This window comes from Streptomyces sp. DSM 40750 (assembly GCF_024612035.1).
Lineage (GTDB): Bacteria > Actinomycetota > Actinomycetes > Streptomycetales > Streptomycetaceae > Streptomyces.
In genome coordinates, this window is sequence record NZ_CP102513.1 from 6,721,799 (window position 1) to 6,739,391 (window position 17,593).

Consider the following 17,593-nt stretch of genomic DNA (forward strand, 5'->3'; position numbering starts at 1 on the left):
CAACGATGGCGGATGCCAAGGTCATTCCGTTCGACGACGACCGGACGCGCGGGGGCGCCGTGCAGCGCCCGCCGCGCCGCCGGAGCACGGGAAGCCGACGCAAGGGTGAGTCAGGGGTCGTACGCGACGTCCGTGAATCCGGCGAGGTCCAGGCCCTCCCCGGACGGCCGACCAGCACCGATGATGTCCCTGTGACACGGGAGAAGCCGGAGCCGCCCCAGGAGGCCGCCGAGGCACAGGACGGCGGCGCGCTGGAGCGACGGATCGCGGGCGGTCTCGCCTTCCTGCGCAAGCGGCTCACGGGTGACTACGAGGTCGACGACTTCGGCTACGACGCCGAGCTCACCGACCAGGTGCTGATGTCGCTGCTGCGGCCGGTGTACGAGAAGTACTTCCGGGTCGAGGTGAAGGGCATCGAGAACATCCCGACGGACGGCGGCGCCCTGATCGTCTCCAACCACTCCGGGACCCTTCCGATGGACGGCCTGATGATGCAGGTCGCCGTCCACGACAACCACCCCACCGGCCGCCATCTGCGCCTGCTCGCGGCGGACCTGGTCTTCATGCTGCCGGTGGTGAACGAACTGGCCCGCAAGCTGGGCCACACCCTCGCGTGCGCGGAGGACGCCTCACGGCTGCTCCAGCAGGGTGAGCTGGTCGGGGTCATGCCGGAGGGCTTCAAGGGCCTCGGCAAGCCCTTCGGGGACCGCTACAAGCTCCAGCGTTTCGGCCGCGGCGGCTTCGTCTCCACCGCCCTGCGCGCCGGCACGCCGATCATTCCGTGCTCGATCGTCGGCGCGGAGGAGATCTATCCGATGATCGGGAATTCGAAGACGATCGCCCGCCTCCTCGGCTTCCCGTACTTCCCGATCACGCCGACCTTCCCGTGGCTCGGCCCGCTGGGTGCGGTGCCGCTGCCGACGAAGTGGACGATCCAGTTCGGCGAGCCGATCCCCACGGACGGCTATCCGCCGGAGGCCGCCGAGGACCCCATGCTGATGTTCAACCTGACGGATCAGGTGCGCGAGCAGATCCAGCACACGCTGTACAAGTTGCTGGTGCAGCGGCGGTCGGTGTTCTTCTGAGGGTCGGTCGGCTCGGCGCCCGGTGGTCGACGACTGCCGGGTGGGTTCCGCAGCTCGGCGGTTACGAGGTGCCGCTTCGCCCGCCCTCCCCCACTCTCGGCTTCGCTCGAGCGGGAGGTACCCCCATCGCCCCAGCGGCACGATTGCCCGCATCTACGCACGGCCGTCCCAGTTGTCGGCCACGACGGTGGGGGCGCCCTTCTTCGAGAAGGGCGCCCCCACCGTCGTACGGGACTAGTTCGCGTCCTCGTTGTCGATGCCGAGGCCGGGCAGGAAGCCCGGGAGGAGAGGCGGGAGGGTGACGTCGGGCTCTTCGGCCGGGGTGGACTTGCCCGAGGACGGGGAGGTGCTGGTGGTGTCGTCAAGGGGCGGGTCGAGGAGGCCGCCGGTGGTGCCGCCGACCAGGCCTTCGCCGCTGCTGTCCGAGGTGGACGGCTTGGGCTTGCCGGTGGTGTCGTGGCTGCCGTCGGCGGAGCCCCCGGGAGGGCTCGGGGCCGGGCGGCCGGAGTCCGCGGAGCCGGGGGTGCCGGAGCCCGGGGAGTGCTGCGTGTCGTCGCCGCCCTGGGCGGGGGGCCGCGGCAGCAGCGAGGAGTGCGGGGCGACCTCTTCGTCTATGGCGTCGAAGACCGACGAGACCTCCTGGCTCACGTCCCCGAGCTGCACGGGCAGCCGGTCGCGGAGCGTGCCCCAGGCCTCGCGGTGGGACCGGGAGAAGGCCGAGAGGGCCTGGATGGGGCCCAGGGAGTCCGGGTCCCGCTCGAAGGCCTCGTGGAGCAGGCGGTGGCCCTCGGAGGCGTCGTGCCGCATGCCGGTGAGGGCGCGGCGGACCTCGCCGAGGGACTCGTGGTCCAGCTGTCCGCCGCGGTCGCGCTCCATGAGGCGGCGGGCCTCGCTGAGCCGGGTGGACGCCTGGTCCAGGTAGAGCCGGCCGCGGCCGTCACTGTCGTCGGCCAGGGTGAGTTTCACGTCCTCGATGCCGCGCTTGAGCCCGTAGAGCGAGTCACCGGGCAGGGCGTCCGAGCTGGCGGCGGCCACACCGCCGAAGGCGCTCGCGGCCACACCGACGCTGAGCCCGCCCGCGGCGAGACCCTTCGTCAGGCGGGACCGTGGTCGCAACTTTCCCAGCGGACTTACCCGGTGAGCGCCTCGCCCCTTGCCCGATTGCTGCTCGGGCACCGAAGGGTCCGACGTCCCGCGCCCCGGCAGTGTGCCGTCCCGCAGCATGGCTTCCATCGCGGCCACCAGTTGGGCGCGATGGACGACCTTGACCTCGGGGTCGAGCACTGGCTTGGGCAGCTCGTCGAGACCGGTCGCGAGGGCCACCATGCGGCCCTGCTCGGTCTGTTCCGCTGCCGGGGCCGGTGCCGATCCCTCGGGCTGCTCGGCCGCCGTGCCCTGGTCGGACTGCTCCTCCAGGGCCTGGGCGAAGGCGTTCGCCCGCCGGTGCGCCGATACGTTCGCGATCACTGGCGGCACCTCCTCTCGTCATGACGGTCGACTCCCCAGGGGGTCCTGAGGGTTGCACGTCCCCGACCGATCCACACGATCGAGTGATCGGTGTCGGCCAGGGCGCGACCACAGGGAGCCTGTATCCCGCACAACGAGTGGCGTGGCACTTGGGTTACGGACGGCGGATGATCGGGCGAGGAAGTCAACGGACTTCGACGGACGGTGAGTTGATGCTCGCGGAGCGTGTGGGATCGGCGCGCTCGGCCGGTGTCGCTCAGCGGTGGTCGTCCCGGTCGGCGGGGTTCAGCGGGCGTCGTCCGGGAGGAGGCGGGCGAGGGTGCGGACCGCGCGGTACTGGAGGGTCTTGATCGCGCCCTCGTTCTTGCCCATGACGCGGGCGGTCTCGGCGACGGAGAGGCCCTGGAGGAACCGGAGGGTGACGCACTCCTGCTGCTGGGGGTTGAGGCGGCGTACGGCCTCCAGGAGGGCGGCGTTGGAGAGGGACTCCAGGACGGAGTCCTCGGGGGAGCGCTCGACCTCGTTGGCGTCGAGCATCTCGCCGGTGGTGACTTCGAGGCGGAATCGGCTGGACTTGAAGTGGTCGGCGACCAGGTTGCGGGCGATGGTGACCAGCCAGGCGCCGAAGTCGCGGCCCTGCCAGGTGAACGTGCCGATGCGGCGCAGGGCGCGCAGGAACGTCTCGCTGGTGAGGTCCTCGGCGGTCGCCTTGCCGCCGACGCGGTAGTAGATGTAGCGGTAGACGGTGTCGCTGTACTGGTCGTACAGGCGGCCGAAGGCGTCGGCCTCGCCGGACTGGGCGCGTTCGACGAGGTCCATCATGCGGGCGCTGTCGCTGTCCGCGGCTGGACGGCGGGTGGTCGTGGCGGTGGATCCCGAACGGCCTCGTCTGCCCACCGCCGCGCTGCCGTCGGCCAGTGCGTAGCACGGGCCGACGGGCGCGGCGGTGGTGGCGAGGGCGGGGACGGCGTACGCGGTGGGGACGAAGCCGCGCAACAGGTGGTTGACCGTCGCGCGCAGCGTAGCCAGGCCCGAGGCGTCAACCCCGACGTGTGGGTACACGGGACTCCCAGAGGCAGAGCTTCCATCACGTGCAGTGCGGGACCTTTCACCCGTCGTAGCGACGGAGGGGGTACCGGTTTGCGTTTGAGGAGAATAACGCTTCGTGCAGGCACTGCTACACCCAGTTGCTCAAATCATCGATTACGTCGCTTCTGTTACCGATTGACGGCTGCTCGAGTGCCACTCCGTGATCGATTGTTGATCGGTCGGGTTCGTGTTCCGTCTGGGTGCGGGGCGAGTTGTGGTCGGGTGCGGATGGCGGGACTGAGAGGGGTTGAGTGGGGGTAGGACGGCTGGAATGCCGGGCGGCGGGCCGGACGCGCGAACGCCGGAGGGGCTGGTTTCCCAGCCCCTCCGGCGTTCGAAGAACGACAGGCAGTTCAGTTCAGCGGCGGCGACGGTGCAGTGCGATCGCGGCCGCCGTGCCGCCGGCCACCGCGCCCACGCCGGCCGCCGCGGGGAGGCCGACCTTCGCGGCCTTGCGGGCGGTGCGGTAGTCGCGCAGACGCCAGTCCATGTCGCGGGCGTGCTTGCGGAGTTTGGAGTCGGGGTTGATGGCGTACGGATGGCCCACGAGCGAGAGCATCGGGATGTCGTTGTGGGAGTCGCTGTACGCGGCACAACGGGAGAGGTCGAGGCCCTCCGCCGCGGCCAGGGCCCGTACGGCCTCGGCCTTCGCGGGGCCGTGCAGCGGCTCGCCGACCAGCTTGCCCGTGTACACGCCGTCGACGGACTCGGCCACCGTGCCCAGCGCGCCGGTCAGGCCGAGGCGGCGGGCGATCACCTGGGCGATCTCCACGGGCGCGGCTGTCACGAGCCAGACCTTCTGGCCGGCGTCGAGATGGGCCTGGGCCAGGGCGCGGGTGCCCGGCCAGATGCGCTCGGCCATGTACTCGTCGTAGATCTCCTCGCCGATGATCGTCAGTTCGGCCACGCGGTGGCCCTGGACGATGGAGAGCGCGGAGTTCTGGGCGTCCTGCATGTGCTCGGGGTCCTCGGACCCCGCCAGCCTGAACCAGGCCTGCTGCCAGGCGAATCGGGCGAGGTCGCGGGTCTCGAAGAACTTCCGTTTGTACAGGCCCCGGCCGAAGTGGAAGAGCGAGGCGCCCTGCATGACGGTGTTGTCGAGGTCGAAGAAGGCGGCGGCCTTGTCGTCGCCGAGGACCGGGAACTCCGGTTCCTGGACGGCGTCGGGCGCGGGGGAGACGTCCTCCAACTCCTGGGAGGACTTACGCGCTGCCTCCGCAGAGGCCTCGCCTGCCAAAACGCTCCGCGCCGTGGCGGAGCGCCTACGGGGAGTGAGCCATCCGAGAGCGGCCATGTCGTGAGCATAGCCAGTCTGTTCGGTACTTCCGGAGTGGAGAGGTTTGCAGGTTGTGAACTCTCCGCGACCGTGTCGTTAAAGGAGTCGTCCCGGCGGCGGGTCCGCGCGCGGGACGGGGAGGAACCGGTCGGGAAAAGGGCAGGTAGTGCGCTTCGTGGTGAGGAGGAGGTGTGCACATCCGGTGCGGAGCGACAATGGCCGGCATGAGTGCCTTGTTTCGGTGGACGCCGAAGAACTCCCGTGAGCGGCTCGTCACACTGATCGGAAAGCCCGGGTGCCATCTGTGTGACGACGCGCAGGCGGTGATCGAGAAGGTCTGCGGTGAGCTGGGCGTTCCCTGGGAGAAGAAGGACATCACCGAGGACGCCGAACTCCACCGTCAGTACTGGGAGCAGATCCCCGTGGTGCTGGTGGACGGCGCCCAGCACACCTTCTGGCGGGTGAATGAGGAACGGCTCCGCAAAGCCCTCTCCTAGATGTGCCCCGAGATGTGACCTGACCGACCAGTCCAAGTGATCCCAAAAGTCGCTTAGGATCGATGGGCTGGTTGGTCTCGGGGGCGGGATTCGTGAGGAGAGTGTGCGGTTTTGCCCCCGTCGAGCAAGGCGTCCGATGTGGAACGAAGGCACGCGTGTGCCGGTTCCATACGTGTGCGTCCAGGGTGCGTGACCCCGGTCACGTTGGCCGGGCAAATCGGACACCATCTTTGTGCACGCGTTCACAAAGACATAGCCTGCTGTCGACGGGGCGGTCTGGGGACGCATGACCGCCCGCAGCCCCGCTCTACCCGCAGGAGCACCGTGGCAACTGGCCGAACTCACCGACCGGCGACCCGTAGCCGAGGGATTCCCGAGGCCACCGTCGCCAGGCTTCCGCTGTACCTCCGCGCCCTGACCGCGCTGTCCGAGCGCTCGGTGCCCACCGTCTCATCCGAGGAACTGGCGGCCGCCGCGGGGGTCAATTCCGCGAAGCTGCGCAAGGACTTCTCGTACCTGGGCTCCTATGGAACGCGTGGTGTGGGGTACGACGTCGAGTATCTCGTCTATCAGATCTCGCGTGAGCTGGGGCTGACCCAGGACTGGCCGGTCGTGATCGTCGGTATCGGTAACCTCGGCGCCGCGCTGGCCAATTACGGCGGGTTCGCCTCCCGTGGATTCCGCGTCGCCGCGCTGATAGACGCCGATCCGGCGATGGCGGGGAAGCCGGTCGCGGGCATTCCCGTGCAGCACACGGACGAGCTGGAAAAGATCATCGATGACAACGGCGTGTCCATCGGCGTGATCGCCACGCCCGCCGGCGCCGCCCAGCAGGTGTGCGACCGGCTGGTCGCCGCCGGAATCACGTCCATTCTGAACTTCGCGCCCACTGTCCTGTCCGTGCCGGACGGGGTCGACGTGCGCAAGGTGGACCTCTCGATCGAGCTGCAGATCCTCGCCTTCCACGAGCAGCGCAAGGCCGGCGAGGAGGCCGCGGCCGAGGCCGGTGCCGTACCGCTGGCTCCCAAGGAGTCCGGGAAAGGGCCCGACGGGGATGTCCCCGCCGTGATGCCGGCATGAGTCTTCTGGTCGTCGGACTGAGCCACCGCAGCGCTCCGGTGAGCGTGCTGGAGCGGGCTGCGCTCTCCCTGGACGCGCAGATCAAGTTGCTTCAGGACACGGTCGCCGCCGAGCCGACCGCCGAGGCCGCCGTCCTCGCCACCTGCAACCGCATCGAGCTGTACGCGGACGTGGACAAGTTCCACGCGGGCGTCGCCGAGCTGTCGACGCTGCTCGCCCAGCACAGCGGGGTGGGGCTCGACGAGCTGACCCCCTACCTCTACGTGCACTACGAGGACCGGGCCGTCCACCACCTGTTCTCCGTGGCCTGCGGGCTCGACTCCATGGTCGTCGGTGAGGGGCAGATCCTCGGGCAGATCAAGGACTCGCTGGCCCGCGCGCAGGAGCTGCACACCGCCGGACGGCTGCTGAACGACCTGTTCCAGCAGAGCCTGAGGGTCGGCAAGCGGGCACATTCCGAGACCGGGATCGACCGGGCCGGACAGTCGCTGGTGACCTTCGGCCTGGAACAGTTCACGGCCGGTGCGGACGTCGAGAGCTGGGCCCGGGGCAAACGGGCCGTCGTGATCGGCGCCGGGTCGATGTCGTCGCTGGCCGCCGCGACGCTCGCGCGCGCGGGTGTGGGCGAGATCGTGATCGCCAACCGGACGTACGACCGGGCCGAGCGGCTGGCTCAGATCCTGACCGAGCAGGGCGAAACGGACGTGCTGGCCCGCGCGGTACCGATGGAATCGGTGCCGGCCGAGCTGACACGTGCCGATGTCGCCGTCTCCTGTACCGGCGCGACGGGCCTGGTCCTGACGGCCGAGATGGTCGCGGCGGCGGTCGAGGGCCGGGTGCCCCGGGGCGCGGTCGCCGACGGGCCGGAGAGCCGTACGGACACGCGTGCGGACGTACGGGCCGTGCTGCCGCCCACCTCCGTCGGCAGCGACGAGGACTGTCCGCTTGATCTGCCCGCCGCGCAGGGCGGTGGCTTCTCCGTGCTCGGGGAGGCCGCGGTGGCCGGGATGGACGCGGCCACGCTGGAGCAGCACGCGGCCTGGGTGGACAACGCGACCGTGGACCGGCGCGCGAGCCGCCGTACGCCGGAGCGCGAGGCGCGTACGCCGGTCGCCGACGCCGAGCTGATCGCCGCGCTCGTCGCGGCCGTGGCGGTCACCGGGCGGATCACCGAGCTGCGCAGGCCCGAACCGGTCGTCGAGGTACCCCGGCCCGCGCCCGTGCTGGCGCTGCTCGACCTGGCGATGCCCCGGGACATCGACGCCGCCGCGCACCGTCTGGCCGGGGTACGGCTGGTCGACATCGAGTCGCTCGCCGAGGTCTCCGCGGACGCGCCGATGGCCTCCGACGTCGACATGGTGCGAAGGATCGTTTCCGACGAGGTGGCCGCCTTCGGCGCCGCTCAGCGGGCCGCGCACATCACACCCACCGTCGTGGCGCTGCGCGCCATGGCCGCCGATGTCGTCGCGAACGAGATCGCGCGCCTGGAGGGCCGGCTGCCGGGCCTCGACGACAAGCACCGCGGCGAGATCACCCAGACCGTGCGGCGCGTCGTCGACAAGCTGCTGCACGCGCCGACCGTACGGGTCAAGCAGCTCGCGGCCGAGCCCGGCGGCGCCGGGTACGCGGACGCGCTGCGCACCCTGTTCGACCTGGACCAGGAGACGGTCGCCGCCGTGTCCCGGGCCGAAGACAGCGACAAGCACGCCGACCAGCACATCGAGCGGAACGCCGAGAACCGAGGGCGATCATGAGTGAGCCGCAAAACAGGGCCCTGAGGCTCGGGACCAGGCGGAGCAAACTCGCCATGGCCCAGTCCGGGCAGGTGGCGGACGAGGTCCGCCGGTTGACCGGACGGCCCGTCGAACTCGTGGAGATCACGACGTACGGCGATGTCTCCCGCGAGGCACTGGCGCAGATCGGCGGCACGGGCGTCTTCGTCACCGCGCTGCGCGAGGCGCTGCTGCGTGGCGAGGTCGACTTCGCCGTGCACTCCCTCAAGGACCTGCCCACCGGGCAGCCGGACGACCTGGCGCTGGCCGCCGTGCCGGTGCGCGAGGACGCGCGGGACGTGCTGGTCGCCCGGGACGGACTGACCTTCGAGCGGCTCCCCGAGGGCGCACGGGTCGGTACGGGTTCGCCGCGGCGGATGGCCCAGCTGAACGCGTACGCGCGCAATCACGGGCTCACGATCGAGACGGTGCCGATCCGCGGGAACGTCGACACGCGGATCGGATACGTACGGAAGGGCGAGCTGGACGCCGTAGTCCTGGCCGCCGCCGGACTGAACCGGATCGGACGTATCGACGAAGTGACCGACTTCCTTTCGGTCGACACCGTTTTGCCCGCCCCCGGCCAGGGGGCACTGGCGATCGAATGCAGGGCGGGGCACACCGCCCACGACACTGCGCTGATCGCCGCGCTGGGTGAACTCGACGACCCGTACACACGGGCCGCCGTGACCGCCGAGCGGTCCCTGCTCGCCGCCCTGGAGGCCGGTTGCAGCGCACCTGTGGGTGCGTTCGCCGACCTGCTGGCCGACGGGCAGATTGTCAAGGAGATGCGCCTGCGCGGCGTCGTCGGCACGACCGACGGCTCGACGCTGGTGCAGCTGTCCACCACCGGTCCCGTGCCCGAGACGTACGACCAAGCAATGGCGCTCGGCCGTGAACTCGCCGCCGAGATGCTCGCTAAGGGCGCGGCCGGTCTGATGGGGGAGCGAGCACATTGAGCCCCACCACCCTTCCCGCCGGTCCGGACCACGGTCACGTCACCTTCCTCGGTGCCGGACCCGGGGATCCGGGACTACTGACATTGCGCGCCGTCGAGGCGCTGGCGAACGCGGACGTGCTCATCGCCGAGCACGACGTGCTCGACGTGGTGCGTACGCACGCCCGCGCCGGCGTCGCCCTGCTGGACACCGACTCGAGCCCGCCGTCGGCACTGACTGCGGCGTCCTCTGCCTCTTCCGCGGCTACTTCAGCGGATACGTTCTCGGGCACAGGCACGCCTCAGCTGACGGTTGTTGACGGCGCGTCAACAACCGTTGGTGCACCCGCTGTGCGGGATGCCGCACATCTTGTCATGGAGGCCGCGCGGGGCGGCAAGCGGGTCGTGCGTGCGGTGCCCGGGGACCCCGGGCTCGACACGTACGCCACCGAGGAGATGCTCGCGTGCGCCGCCGCGGGCGTGCCGTTCGAGGTGGTGCCCGGGGTGGCGACGGCCGTGGGTGTGCCCGCGTACGCCGGTGTGCCGCTGCGGGACGCGCAGGGCGCCGACGTGCGGTTCGTCGACGCGCGCACAGCGTCCGACCGCTGCTGGGCGGAGGTCGGAGCCTCCGACGGGACGGTCGTCGTCTCGGCGACGCTGGAGACCGTGGGCGCGGCGGCGGGTGAGCTGGTCGCCGCCGGTCGTAAGCCCGATACGCCGATGACCGTCACCGTCGCCGGTACGACGACGCGGCAGCGGACCTGGAGCGCGACACTCGCCACCATCGCCCCGACCCTGAAGCAGGCCAAGGTGCTGCCCTCGCCGGAGGGCGGGCGACCGGTGATAGCCGTGGTCGGTGAGCGTTCCTCGGCGGCCCAGCGCGACCAGCTGTCGTGGTTCGAGAACAAGCCCCTGTTCGGGTGGCGGGTCCTCGTACCGCGTACGAAGGAGCAGGCCGCCTCGCTCTCCGACCAACTGCGCTCGTACGGGGCCGTGCCGCACGAGGTGCCGACGATCGCGGTCGAGCCGCCGCGGACGCCGCAGCAGATGGAGCGTGCGGTCAAGGGGCTTGTGACGGGCCGTTATGAGTGGATCGCCTTCACGTCGGTGAACGCCGTCAAGGCGGTGCGGGAGAAGTTCGAGGAGTACGGGCTCGATGCCCGTGCCTTCGCCGGGATCAAGGTCGCGGCGGTCGGGGAGCAGACCGCGAAGGCGTTGATCGCGTTCGGTGTGAAGCCTGACCTGGTGCCTTCCGGGGAGCAGTCGGCCGCGGGGTTGCTGGAGGACTGGCCTCCGTATGACCCCGTCTTCGATCCGATCGATCGCGTTTTCCTGCCGCGGGCCGATATCGCCACGGAGACGTTGGTGGCGGGTCTCATCGAGCTCGGGTGGGAGGTCGACGACGTCACGGCTTATCGGACCGTGCGTGCGTCGCCGCCGCCGGCCGAGACCCGGGAGGCGATCAAGGGGGGCGGGTTCGACGCCGTTCTGTTCACGTCGTCTTCCACCGTGCGGAATCTGGTGGGTATTGCCGGAAAGCCGCACAACGTGACCGTGATCGCTTGTATCGGGCCGGCTACCGCGAAGACCGCCGAGGAGCATGGGCTTCGGGTGGACGTGATGGCTCCTGAGCCGTCCGTGCACAAGTTGGCCGAGGCGTTGGCGGACTTCGGGTTGCGGCGGCGGGCTGCGGCGGTCGAGGCGGGGGATCCCGTCACTCGGCCGAGTGAGCGGAGGCCGGGGGCGCGTAGGCGGCGGTCTACGACCTGAGGACCTGAAGGTCTGGGACAAGGGCCCCGTGCCCGGTGCGGGAACGGCGTGAGGTGTTCGTGAGACCTCACGCCGTTCTTCGTTGGCGGGGTCACGGAAGTAGGCGAAGAGGGCGAGAAGGCGCCGGGAGACCAACTCGGCGTCGCAGGTGGACCTTGGGGCAAGCGGTGGGGGCTTACGGGCAACCGCGGGGGGTGTCGGGGCAGTTCCGGGGGCGACGCGGGTTTCCGTACAACCCCCGGTGTCGGTGTGTTGTCTGAGTGGGTGACCGAAGCAACAACCGTTACCTGGATCCCCTCGGCCTCAATGGCCCGCGCCTTCCGCCGCCACGGTGGCGCCGACTTCACCGGCGCTCTTCTTCGCCGGCCCTGATCCTCACCGATTCCGCATTCGCGAAGGGTTACTTCTGCATGCGTACGTTCAGGACCATCGCCGCCACGGCCACCGCCGCGCTCGCCCTGGGGGGTGCGCTGCTCGCGGTGCCCACCGCTCAGGCTGCCACCACGACTTCGGGTGCCCTCACTCGCGACGGCTTCCTCTGGTACAAGGCCACGCCCGGGCAGAACAACCAACTGACGATCACCGACAAGGTCGTGGACCGGACCGAGCCCAACGGTTCACCCGAGCTGTACTACGTCGTCACCTTCGACGACCGGTACGACATCACGTTCGACGCCGGCTCCGCCGAGTGGAACCGGTGCGAGTACCCCTCGGCCGACGACCACACGATCGTCCAGTGCGTCGCCCCGGTCTCCCTGGGCTCGGACGACAGCCCCCGCTACTGGGTCACCGTTCGTGACGGCGACGACACGGTGAAGCTCTCCGACGACAACAACGCGGACGCGGTGGTCTACGGCGGTCCCGGCAACGACACCGTCACCGACAACAGCCTCTCGGCCGTCCTCTACGGCGAGGACGGCAACGACCGCCTCCACGGCGGCGGAGGCGGGTGGGGCATGGGCCCCTACGGCGGCAAGGGCAACGACACGATCACCGCGTGCGCCTGGGCCTGCTACGGCGGTGCCGGCAACGACAGCCTCTCCGGCGACGCCGAGACCAACAACCTGTACGGCGAGTCCGGCAACGACGTCATCCACGGCAAGCAGGGACGCGACAGCCTCAGCGGCGGCAAGGGCCACGACACGCTGCGCGGTGGCCGGGGCGCCGACAAGCTGTGGGGCGAGGAGGGCGACGACACGTTGTGGGGTGACCAGGACAACGACGAGCTGTGGGGCAACAGCGGGAACGATGTGCTGCGTGGGGGTGCGGGGACGGACAAGCTGTCCGGGGGGCCTGGCCGGAACAAGGTGTACCAGTAGGTAGGTCCAGGTAGTAGGTCCAAGGGCTGTGCCCCTTTGCCCCCTGAGCGCGTTTGAGCTCGGGGGGCTTTGTCGTTCGGCGGGTGCGGGTGTGTCGTGGTTGCTCGCGCAGTTCCCCGCGCCCCTCCCCAGGGCCGACGGGGCGTCGGCAAAGGGGGCTGCGGGGCGGGCGTAGCGTAGGTGTATGTCGAAGTACGGATCGTTTCCCGGTACGCGGCCCCGCCGGCTTCGTACGACGCCTGTTCTGCGCCGGATGGTGGCCGAGACGCGGCTGCATCCCGCCGACTTCATCCTGCCCGCGTTCGTGCGGGAGGGCGTGAGTGAGCCGGTCCCGATCGCGGCGATGCCGGGGGTCGTGCAGCACACACGGGACAGTCTGAAGAAGGCTGCCGTGGAGGCCGTCGAGGCCGGGGTTTCCGGGATCATGCTGTTCGGGGTGCCGGAGGACGACAAGAAGGACGCGCTCGGGACGCCCGGAACCGATCCGGACGGGATCCTGCAGGTCGCCATCCGCGATGTGCGGGCCGAGGTCGGCGACGAACTGCTCGTGATGTCCGATCTGTGTCTCGACGAGACCACCGATCACGGTCACTGCGGAGTGCTTGACGATCAGGGGCGGGTCGACAACGACGCGACCCTTGAGCGCTACGCCGAGATGGCCCAGGTGCAGGCCGACGCCGGTGCGCATGTCGTGGGGCCCAGCGGGATGATGGACGGGCAGATCGGGGTCGTCCGGGACGCTCTTGATCAGATCGGGCATGAGGATGTCGTCATCCTGGCCTACACCGCCAAGTACGCGTCCGCGTTCTACGGGCCCTTCCGGGAGGCCGTCGGCTCGTCGCTGAAGGGTGATCGGAAGACATATCAGCAGGATCCGGCGAATATGCGGGAGTCCCTGCGGGAGCTCGCCCTCGATCTGGAAGAGGGCGCCGACATGGTGATGGTCAAGCCGGCCGGGCCCTACCTGGATGTCCTGGCGAGGGTCGCGGACGCCGTGGATGTGCCGGTCGTCGCGTACCAGATCTCCGGGGAGTACTCGATGGTCGAGGCCGCCGCCGAGAAGGGGTGGATCGACCGGGACCGGGCGATCCTGGAGACGCTGACGGGGATCAAGCGGGCGGGTGCGCAGAACATCCTTACGTATTGGGCCGTTGAGGCGGCCCGGATGCTGCGCTGAGGGGTTTGGACGCGGCCTCGGTCGGCGGCGTGGTGTTCGCCGCTGCCCGAGGCCGGGCGTCTTCATCGAGCGAGCTGATGGCCGGTGGGGCTTTCCGGCTCAGTACATGAGGGCGTCCTCCACCGTCGACTGCCAGTACGTGACCGCCAGGGTGCTGTCGTAGAACACGCCCCCGGTGGGCAGGACGGGCGCCGCCGCGGCGCCGCCGTTGCTGCCGTACTCCTGGCCCTGGAAGCCGATGGTGACCTTCTTGGCCGTCGTGCCGTTCTCGCCGCTGCCGTCGGCGGAGGCGAGGAGGACGCCCGCGTAGCCGGACTCGCCGGGGGCGAGGGTCACCACCGCCTGGGGCTGGGACTCCTCGATCACGCGGGGCGCCCACTGGGCTTGGTCGAAGCGGACGGTGGGGTTGTAGTAGAGGTCGCAGACCTTCGAGCCGGTGTTCTTGACGGTGATCAGCATGTGGTTGAGCGGGCGGGACACCGGCTGCACGGTGACCGTGGTGTTGGAGCCGTTGCAGGTGACGCGGTTGGCCGGGTCGAAGGGGTCGGAGGAGCCGGCGGTCTGTGCGTTCGGGGAGTTCTTGCCCGCCTCCGTGCCGGTGCCGGTGCCCGTGCCGGTGCTCGTCTTCGAGGAGGCCTCGTCGGTCGTGGTGCCACCGGTGGTCGTGGTGCCGCCCGTGGTCGTGCCCGAGGAGCCGGTGGTCTGCGAGGTCGAGGTGGAGCCGCCCGCCAAGCCCTCGTCCCGGGTGCCCATTCCGTTGTCGCATGCCGTGAGGGCCAGAGCGGCGAGGGCGACTCCGGTCGCGGCGAGCAGGCGGGCGGGGCGGGCGACTCGGGTGGTGCGGGCGGTGCGGAGCGTGTGCATGGCGGAATCCCTTTCGGACAAAGCCGGTTGAGAAGGCTGAGAACAAGTGGTCGAAGCCGCGCCGCTCGACCGGTCTGCCGGGAGCGGCGTGCTTGGATGACCAGAGCTTGCGGGGTGATCCGTCCCGGCCGCCACACTCGGCGGACGATCAGGGACGCTGGAACGCCCGCACCGGCTTTGACCTGGGGGAACGTCCCTTCCCTGGAATGCGGAACGGGACGTGGCGGATATGAAGGGACGGAGGAAAGCGTGTCGGGGAGCGGTACCGCGAACGGCCTGGGGGCTGATTTCGCCGAGTTGCTGCGGGAGTTGAAGGAGCGCTCGGGGCTCAGTTACGGGGTGCTTGCCAAGCGGCTCCACATGAGTACGTCGACGCTTCACCGCTACTGCAACGGAGACGCCGTACCGACGGACTACGCGCCCGTCGAGCGGCTGGCCCGGCTGTGCAGGGCGACCCCGGAGGAACTGGTCGAACTCCATCGGAGATGGGTGCTCGCGGACGCGACTCGGGGGCGCAAAGGGGGTGACTCCGTCGGTTCGGCGGAGGACATGGCTCCGGGTGCGGGTGCGGGTGCGGGTGCGGGTGCGGGTGCGGTGGCTGGGCGGGCGTCGGCGTCGGTATCGGCGTCGGGGGAGAGGTCCGGTCCCAACGAGAGCCCTGCCCCGGATGAGATACCCGTTCCGGACGAGGTCGGCGGCGAAGAGATTTCCGGTGGGCCGGGGGACCGGCCGCGTGATCGACGGCGTACCCGGGTCGCGCTCGCTGCCGGGCTGTCCGTGGCCGCCGTGCTCGGTGCGGTGACGCTGGCCCTGAGTCTGCCGTCCGGTGGAGTGGAGGACGGGGCCGGGCGTACCGCCGGGGCGACGTCCGTCGGGGACGACGGTGGGGAGCGGGCGGACGAGGCCTCCGCGTCGCCGTCCAGTGCCTCGCCCTCCGCTTCCGAGAGCAAGCAGGGCAAGGGGGGTGACAAGGGTGAGAAGGGCGACGGTAAGGGAACGGGGGCCGGTGCCACCCCGACCAGCCCCGGTGAGGGCGGCCAGGCCCCGTCCGTCGCGGTGCCGTTGTCCGTGAAGGTGGAGCCGTATACCTGGAAGGACCCCTGCTCCCAGCGGTATCTGGTCGACCGGCCGCCGACGGAGGTGGCGCCGCCGCCGCTGGAGCAGGACGCGTCGGCCTGGGTGTCGTCGGAGCGAGCCGTGTCGTCGGGGCAGCAGTTTCTGACGCTCACCGTGCAGGGCACCGGTGAGGAGACCGTGGTCGTACGGAGCCTCAAGGTCCGGATGGCCGACAAGCGGTCGCCCCTCGCCTGGAACGACTACGCCATGGGGTACCCGGGTGTCGGCTGCGGGGCCGGTGTCCCCACCCGGTCCTTCACGATCGCCCTCGACGCCGCGCGCCCCGATGTGAAGCCCAAGGCGGGCAGCAGGAACTTCCCGTACTCCGTCAGCGAGTCCGACCCGGAGGTCTACTACATCACCGCCGACGCCTCGGCGTACTACGTCAGTTGGTACCTGGAACTGGAGTGGACCAGCGGCTCCCGCAGCGGCACGCTGACCGTGAACGACAACGGCCGGCCGTTCCGCACGAGCGGCAACAACGGGCGTCCGGCGTACGAGTATCCGCTGGGCGGGCCGAAGTGGGTCGAGGAGGGGACGACGTTGAACCAGGGTGATTAAAGAATTGACGAGTTCTCGTCAATCGGCATAGCTTTCGCGCCTGACCTGATCCGTTCGGGGAGGGCTGTGCCGATTTTCGGGGGGAAGCAATGGGCTGGTTCATCGAGGTGCTCAAGAAGTACGCGGTCTTCAGCGGGCGGGCGCGCCGCCAGGAGTACTGGATGTTCACGCTGATCGCGTCGCTCATCTATCTCGGGCTGGCCGTCCTCGGCCTCGCCATGGACACCGAGGTGCCCGAACTCGTCTTCTTCGCCGCCATCTTCCTGCCGTCCCTGGCCGTCAGCGTCCGGCGGCTGCACGACACCGGTCGCAGCGGCTGGTGGGTCCTCATCGGGATCGTCCCCTGCGTCGGCACCATCGTCACGATCATCTTCATGGCCACCGAGGGTGTGCGGGGAGAGAACCAGTACGGCCCCGACCCGAAGGGGCACCCGACGAACCCGGCGCACCTCTGACGCCGTCGGCCGGGCGGGGCTGAGCGGGGCCAGGCGGGGTCGGGCCGGGCCGGGCGGGCATCGGAATCCGGGCGTCACCAACTTGCCCTGACGGTTAGGTTGTTGGTCATTCAATGATGCGACTCTCCAGGGAGAGCTTTATGGCCGGTGACGCGCTCAGCCAGGACCCCGCCGAGCTGCGGAAGAGGATCGACACCACCAAGGCGCACCCGGCGCGGGTCTACGACGTCTTCCTCGGCGGCAAGGACAACTACCCCGTGGACCGGGAGGCGGCAGGCGCGGCGCTGGCGGCCAACCCGCGCGGATATCTCGACGTCCGGCACAACCGGGACTTCATGCGCCGCGCGGTGACCACGCTCGCCGAGGACGAGGGCATCCGGCAGTTCCTCGACATCGGCACCGGACTGCCGACCGCCGAGAACGTCCACCAGATCACCCAGGCGATCGTCCCCGACTCCCGGGTCGTGTACGTCGACAACGACCCGGTGGTGCTCGCCCACGCGCGCGCGTTGCTCACGAGCGGGCCCGAGGGCGCCACGGACTACATCGACGCCGACCTCAAGTCGCCGGCGCAGATCCTGGAAGCGGCCGCCAAGACGCTCGACTTCGACCAGCCGATCGCGCTGTGCCTGGTGGCGATCCTGCACTTCGTCGAGGACGACGAGGCCTATCCCGTGGTGCGTGAGCTGGTCGACGCGCTGCCCTCCGGGAGCCGGCTCGTGCTCAGCCATCTGACCGAGGACCTCAACCCGGCGAAGATCCGCGCGGTGCAGGAGACGTACACCAAGCGGGGGTTCACCTTCGTGCTGCGGTCCAAGGACGAGGTCGCCCGCTTCTTCGAGCAGAGCGACCTCGTCGTGGACGAGCCCGGGGTTGTGCCGGCGCACCACTGGCGGTTCGAGGGTGGGGCTCCGTTGCCGGAACAGATCGAGCCGCAGAGGCTGGCCGCGCTGGACGACATCGAGAAGGTCCGGTACCGGGACATCAACGATGTGACCGACGCGGACATCAATGTGTATGCGGCGATGGGGCGTAGGGCATAGGGGGTCGATGGTCGGGTGCGGGGCCGGTGGGGGCCGGCCGCGCCCACGCGGCGGAGCCGCGAACCGTCACAGCCCCGCGTCCCCG

General features: G+C 70.0%; 15 protein-coding genes. 11 read left to right on the top strand and 4 right to left on the bottom strand.

From position 1 onward, the window contains the following. Positions 1 to 5: 5 nt before the first annotated feature. The gene (locus tag JIX55_RS29935) at positions 6 to 1,085 is read left to right on the top strand and encodes a lysophospholipid acyltransferase family protein (RefSeq protein WP_257566356.1); all 1,080 of its coding nucleotides are present in this window, start codon (positions 6 to 8) and stop codon (positions 1,083 to 1,085) included. 234 nt (positions 1,086 to 1,319) lie between these two features. Here JIX55_RS29935 and JIX55_RS29940 read toward each other — a convergent pair whose 3' ends face one another. The 3 genes from JIX55_RS29940 to JIX55_RS29950 form a co-directional block, all read right to left on the bottom strand. Beyond that, positions 1,320 to 2,552, bottom strand: coding sequence for a DUF5667 domain-containing protein (locus tag JIX55_RS29940; protein WP_257566357.1), 1,233 nt, complete (start codon positions 2,550 to 2,552; stop codon positions 1,320 to 1,322). Between the two features lie 285 nt (positions 2,553 to 2,837). Next, a complete protein-coding gene (locus tag JIX55_RS29945) occupies positions 2,838 to 3,614 on the bottom strand; it encodes an ECF subfamily RNA polymerase sigma factor, BldN family (RefSeq protein ID WP_257566358.1) in 777 nt (258 codons plus the stop codon). A gap of 385 nt (positions 3,615 to 3,999) precedes the next feature. Then, the gene (locus JIX55_RS29950) at positions 4,000 to 4,935 is read right to left on the bottom strand and encodes an HAD family hydrolase (protein WP_257566359.1); all 936 of its coding nucleotides are present in this window, start codon (positions 4,933 to 4,935) and stop codon (positions 4,000 to 4,002) included. Between the two features lie 197 nt (positions 4,936 to 5,132). On the opposite strand from JIX55_RS29950, the gene JIX55_RS29955 reads away from it, so the two are divergent. From JIX55_RS29955 to hemB, 7 genes are all read left to right on the top strand, one after another. Then, complete coding sequence (locus tag JIX55_RS29955) at positions 5,133 to 5,414, top strand: glutaredoxin family protein (protein ID WP_257566360.1); 282 nt, start codon at positions 5,133 to 5,135, stop codon at positions 5,412 to 5,414. A 324-nt stretch (positions 5,415 to 5,738) separates the two neighbouring features. Next, positions 5,739 to 6,494 (top strand): redox-sensing transcriptional repressor Rex, encoded by a 756-nt coding sequence (locus tag JIX55_RS29960; protein ID WP_257566361.1) that lies wholly within the window; start codon positions 5,739 to 5,741, stop codon positions 6,492 to 6,494. Beyond that, on the top strand, positions 6,491 to 8,248 hold the full coding sequence (locus tag JIX55_RS29965) for a glutamyl-tRNA reductase (RefSeq protein ID WP_257566362.1): 1,758 nt from the start codon (positions 6,491 to 6,493) through the stop codon (positions 8,246 to 8,248). Before JIX55_RS29960 ends, JIX55_RS29965 begins: the two co-directional genes overlap by 4 nt. Next, positions 8,245 to 9,225 (top strand): hydroxymethylbilane synthase, encoded by a 981-nt coding sequence (gene hemC / locus JIX55_RS29970; protein WP_257566363.1) that lies wholly within the window; start codon positions 8,245 to 8,247, stop codon positions 9,223 to 9,225. Before JIX55_RS29965 ends, hemC begins: the two co-directional genes overlap by 4 nt. Continuing rightward, the gene (locus tag JIX55_RS29975; protein WP_257566364.1) at positions 9,222 to 10,973 is read left to right on the top strand and encodes a bifunctional uroporphyrinogen-III C-methyltransferase/uroporphyrinogen-III synthase; all 1,752 of its coding nucleotides are present in this window, start codon (positions 9,222 to 9,224) and stop codon (positions 10,971 to 10,973) included. Before hemC ends, JIX55_RS29975 begins: the two co-directional genes overlap by 4 nt. Positions 10,974 to 11,383: 410 nt before the next feature. After that, positions 11,384 to 12,292 carry a calcium-binding protein gene (locus JIX55_RS29980; RefSeq protein ID WP_257566365.1) on the top strand — a complete coding sequence of 303 codons (909 nt, stop codon included), beginning with the start codon at positions 11,384 to 11,386 and terminating at the stop codon, positions 12,290 to 12,292. A gap of 184 nt (positions 12,293 to 12,476) precedes the next feature. Further along, entirely contained in the window at positions 12,477 to 13,469 is a 993-nt protein-coding gene (hemB, locus tag JIX55_RS29985) for a porphobilinogen synthase (RefSeq protein ID WP_257566366.1), read from the top strand. A gap of 99 nt (positions 13,470 to 13,568) precedes the next feature. Here the strand turns inward: hemB and JIX55_RS29990 are convergent, their stop codons facing one another. Further along, positions 13,569 to 14,333, bottom strand: coding sequence for a DUF4232 domain-containing protein (locus tag JIX55_RS29990; RefSeq protein ID WP_257566367.1), 765 nt, complete (start codon positions 14,331 to 14,333; stop codon positions 13,569 to 13,571). A 249-nt stretch (positions 14,334 to 14,582) separates the two neighbouring features. Here JIX55_RS29990 and JIX55_RS29995 point away from each other — a divergent pair, with 249 nt between their 5' ends. The 3 genes from JIX55_RS29995 to JIX55_RS30005 all read left to right on the top strand — a co-directional run bounded on the left by JIX55_RS29995 (position 14,583) and on the right by JIX55_RS30005 (position 17,508). Next, complete coding sequence (locus JIX55_RS29995) at positions 14,583 to 16,010, top strand: helix-turn-helix domain-containing protein (protein WP_257566368.1); 1,428 nt, start codon at positions 14,583 to 14,585, stop codon at positions 16,008 to 16,010. 89 nt (positions 16,011 to 16,099) lie between these two features. Continuing rightward, positions 16,100 to 16,465, top strand: coding sequence for a DUF805 domain-containing protein (locus JIX55_RS30000; RefSeq protein ID WP_257566369.1), 366 nt, complete (start codon positions 16,100 to 16,102; stop codon positions 16,463 to 16,465). Positions 16,466 to 16,605: 140 nt separating this feature from the next. Continuing rightward, positions 16,606 to 17,508, top strand: a complete 903-nt coding sequence (locus tag JIX55_RS30005; RefSeq protein ID WP_257566370.1) for an SAM-dependent methyltransferase — start codon at positions 16,606 to 16,608, stop codon at positions 17,506 to 17,508. Positions 17,509 to 17,593 lie beyond the last annotated feature (85 nt).

Bases quoted from the DNA above. Each gene is read 5' to 3' on its own strand.
- JIX55_RS29955 (WP_257566360.1), top strand. From the start codon at position 5,133: ATGGCCGGCATGAGTGCCTTGTTTCGGTGGACGCCGAAGAACTCCCGT.
- JIX55_RS30000 (WP_257566369.1), top strand. From the start codon at position 16,100: ATGGGCTGGTTCATCGAGGTGCTCAAGAAGTACGCGGTCTTCAGCGGG.
- JIX55_RS29980 (WP_257566365.1), top strand. From the start codon at position 11,384: ATGCGTACGTTCAGGACCATCGCCGCCACGGCCACCGCCGCGCTCGCC.
- JIX55_RS29965 (WP_257566362.1), top strand. From the start codon at position 6,491: ATGAGTCTTCTGGTCGTCGGACTGAGCCACCGCAGCGCTCCGGTGAGC.
- JIX55_RS29990 (WP_257566367.1), bottom strand. From the start codon at position 14,333: ATGCACACGCTCCGCACCGCCCGCACCACCCGAGTCGCCCGCCCCGCC.
- hemC (WP_257566363.1), top strand. From the start codon at position 8,245: ATGAGTGAGCCGCAAAACAGGGCCCTGAGGCTCGGGACCAGGCGGAGC.
- JIX55_RS30005 (WP_257566370.1), top strand. From the start codon at position 16,606: ATGGCCGGTGACGCGCTCAGCCAGGACCCCGCCGAGCTGCGGAAGAGG.
- JIX55_RS29950 (WP_257566359.1), bottom strand. From the start codon at position 4,935: ATGGCCGCTCTCGGATGGCTCACTCCCCGTAGGCGCTCCGCCACGGCG.
- hemB (WP_257566366.1), top strand. From the start codon at position 12,477: ATGTCGAAGTACGGATCGTTTCCCGGTACGCGGCCCCGCCGGCTTCGT.
- JIX55_RS29935 (WP_257566356.1), top strand. From the start codon at position 6: ATGGCGGATGCCAAGGTCATTCCGTTCGACGACGACCGGACGCGCGGG.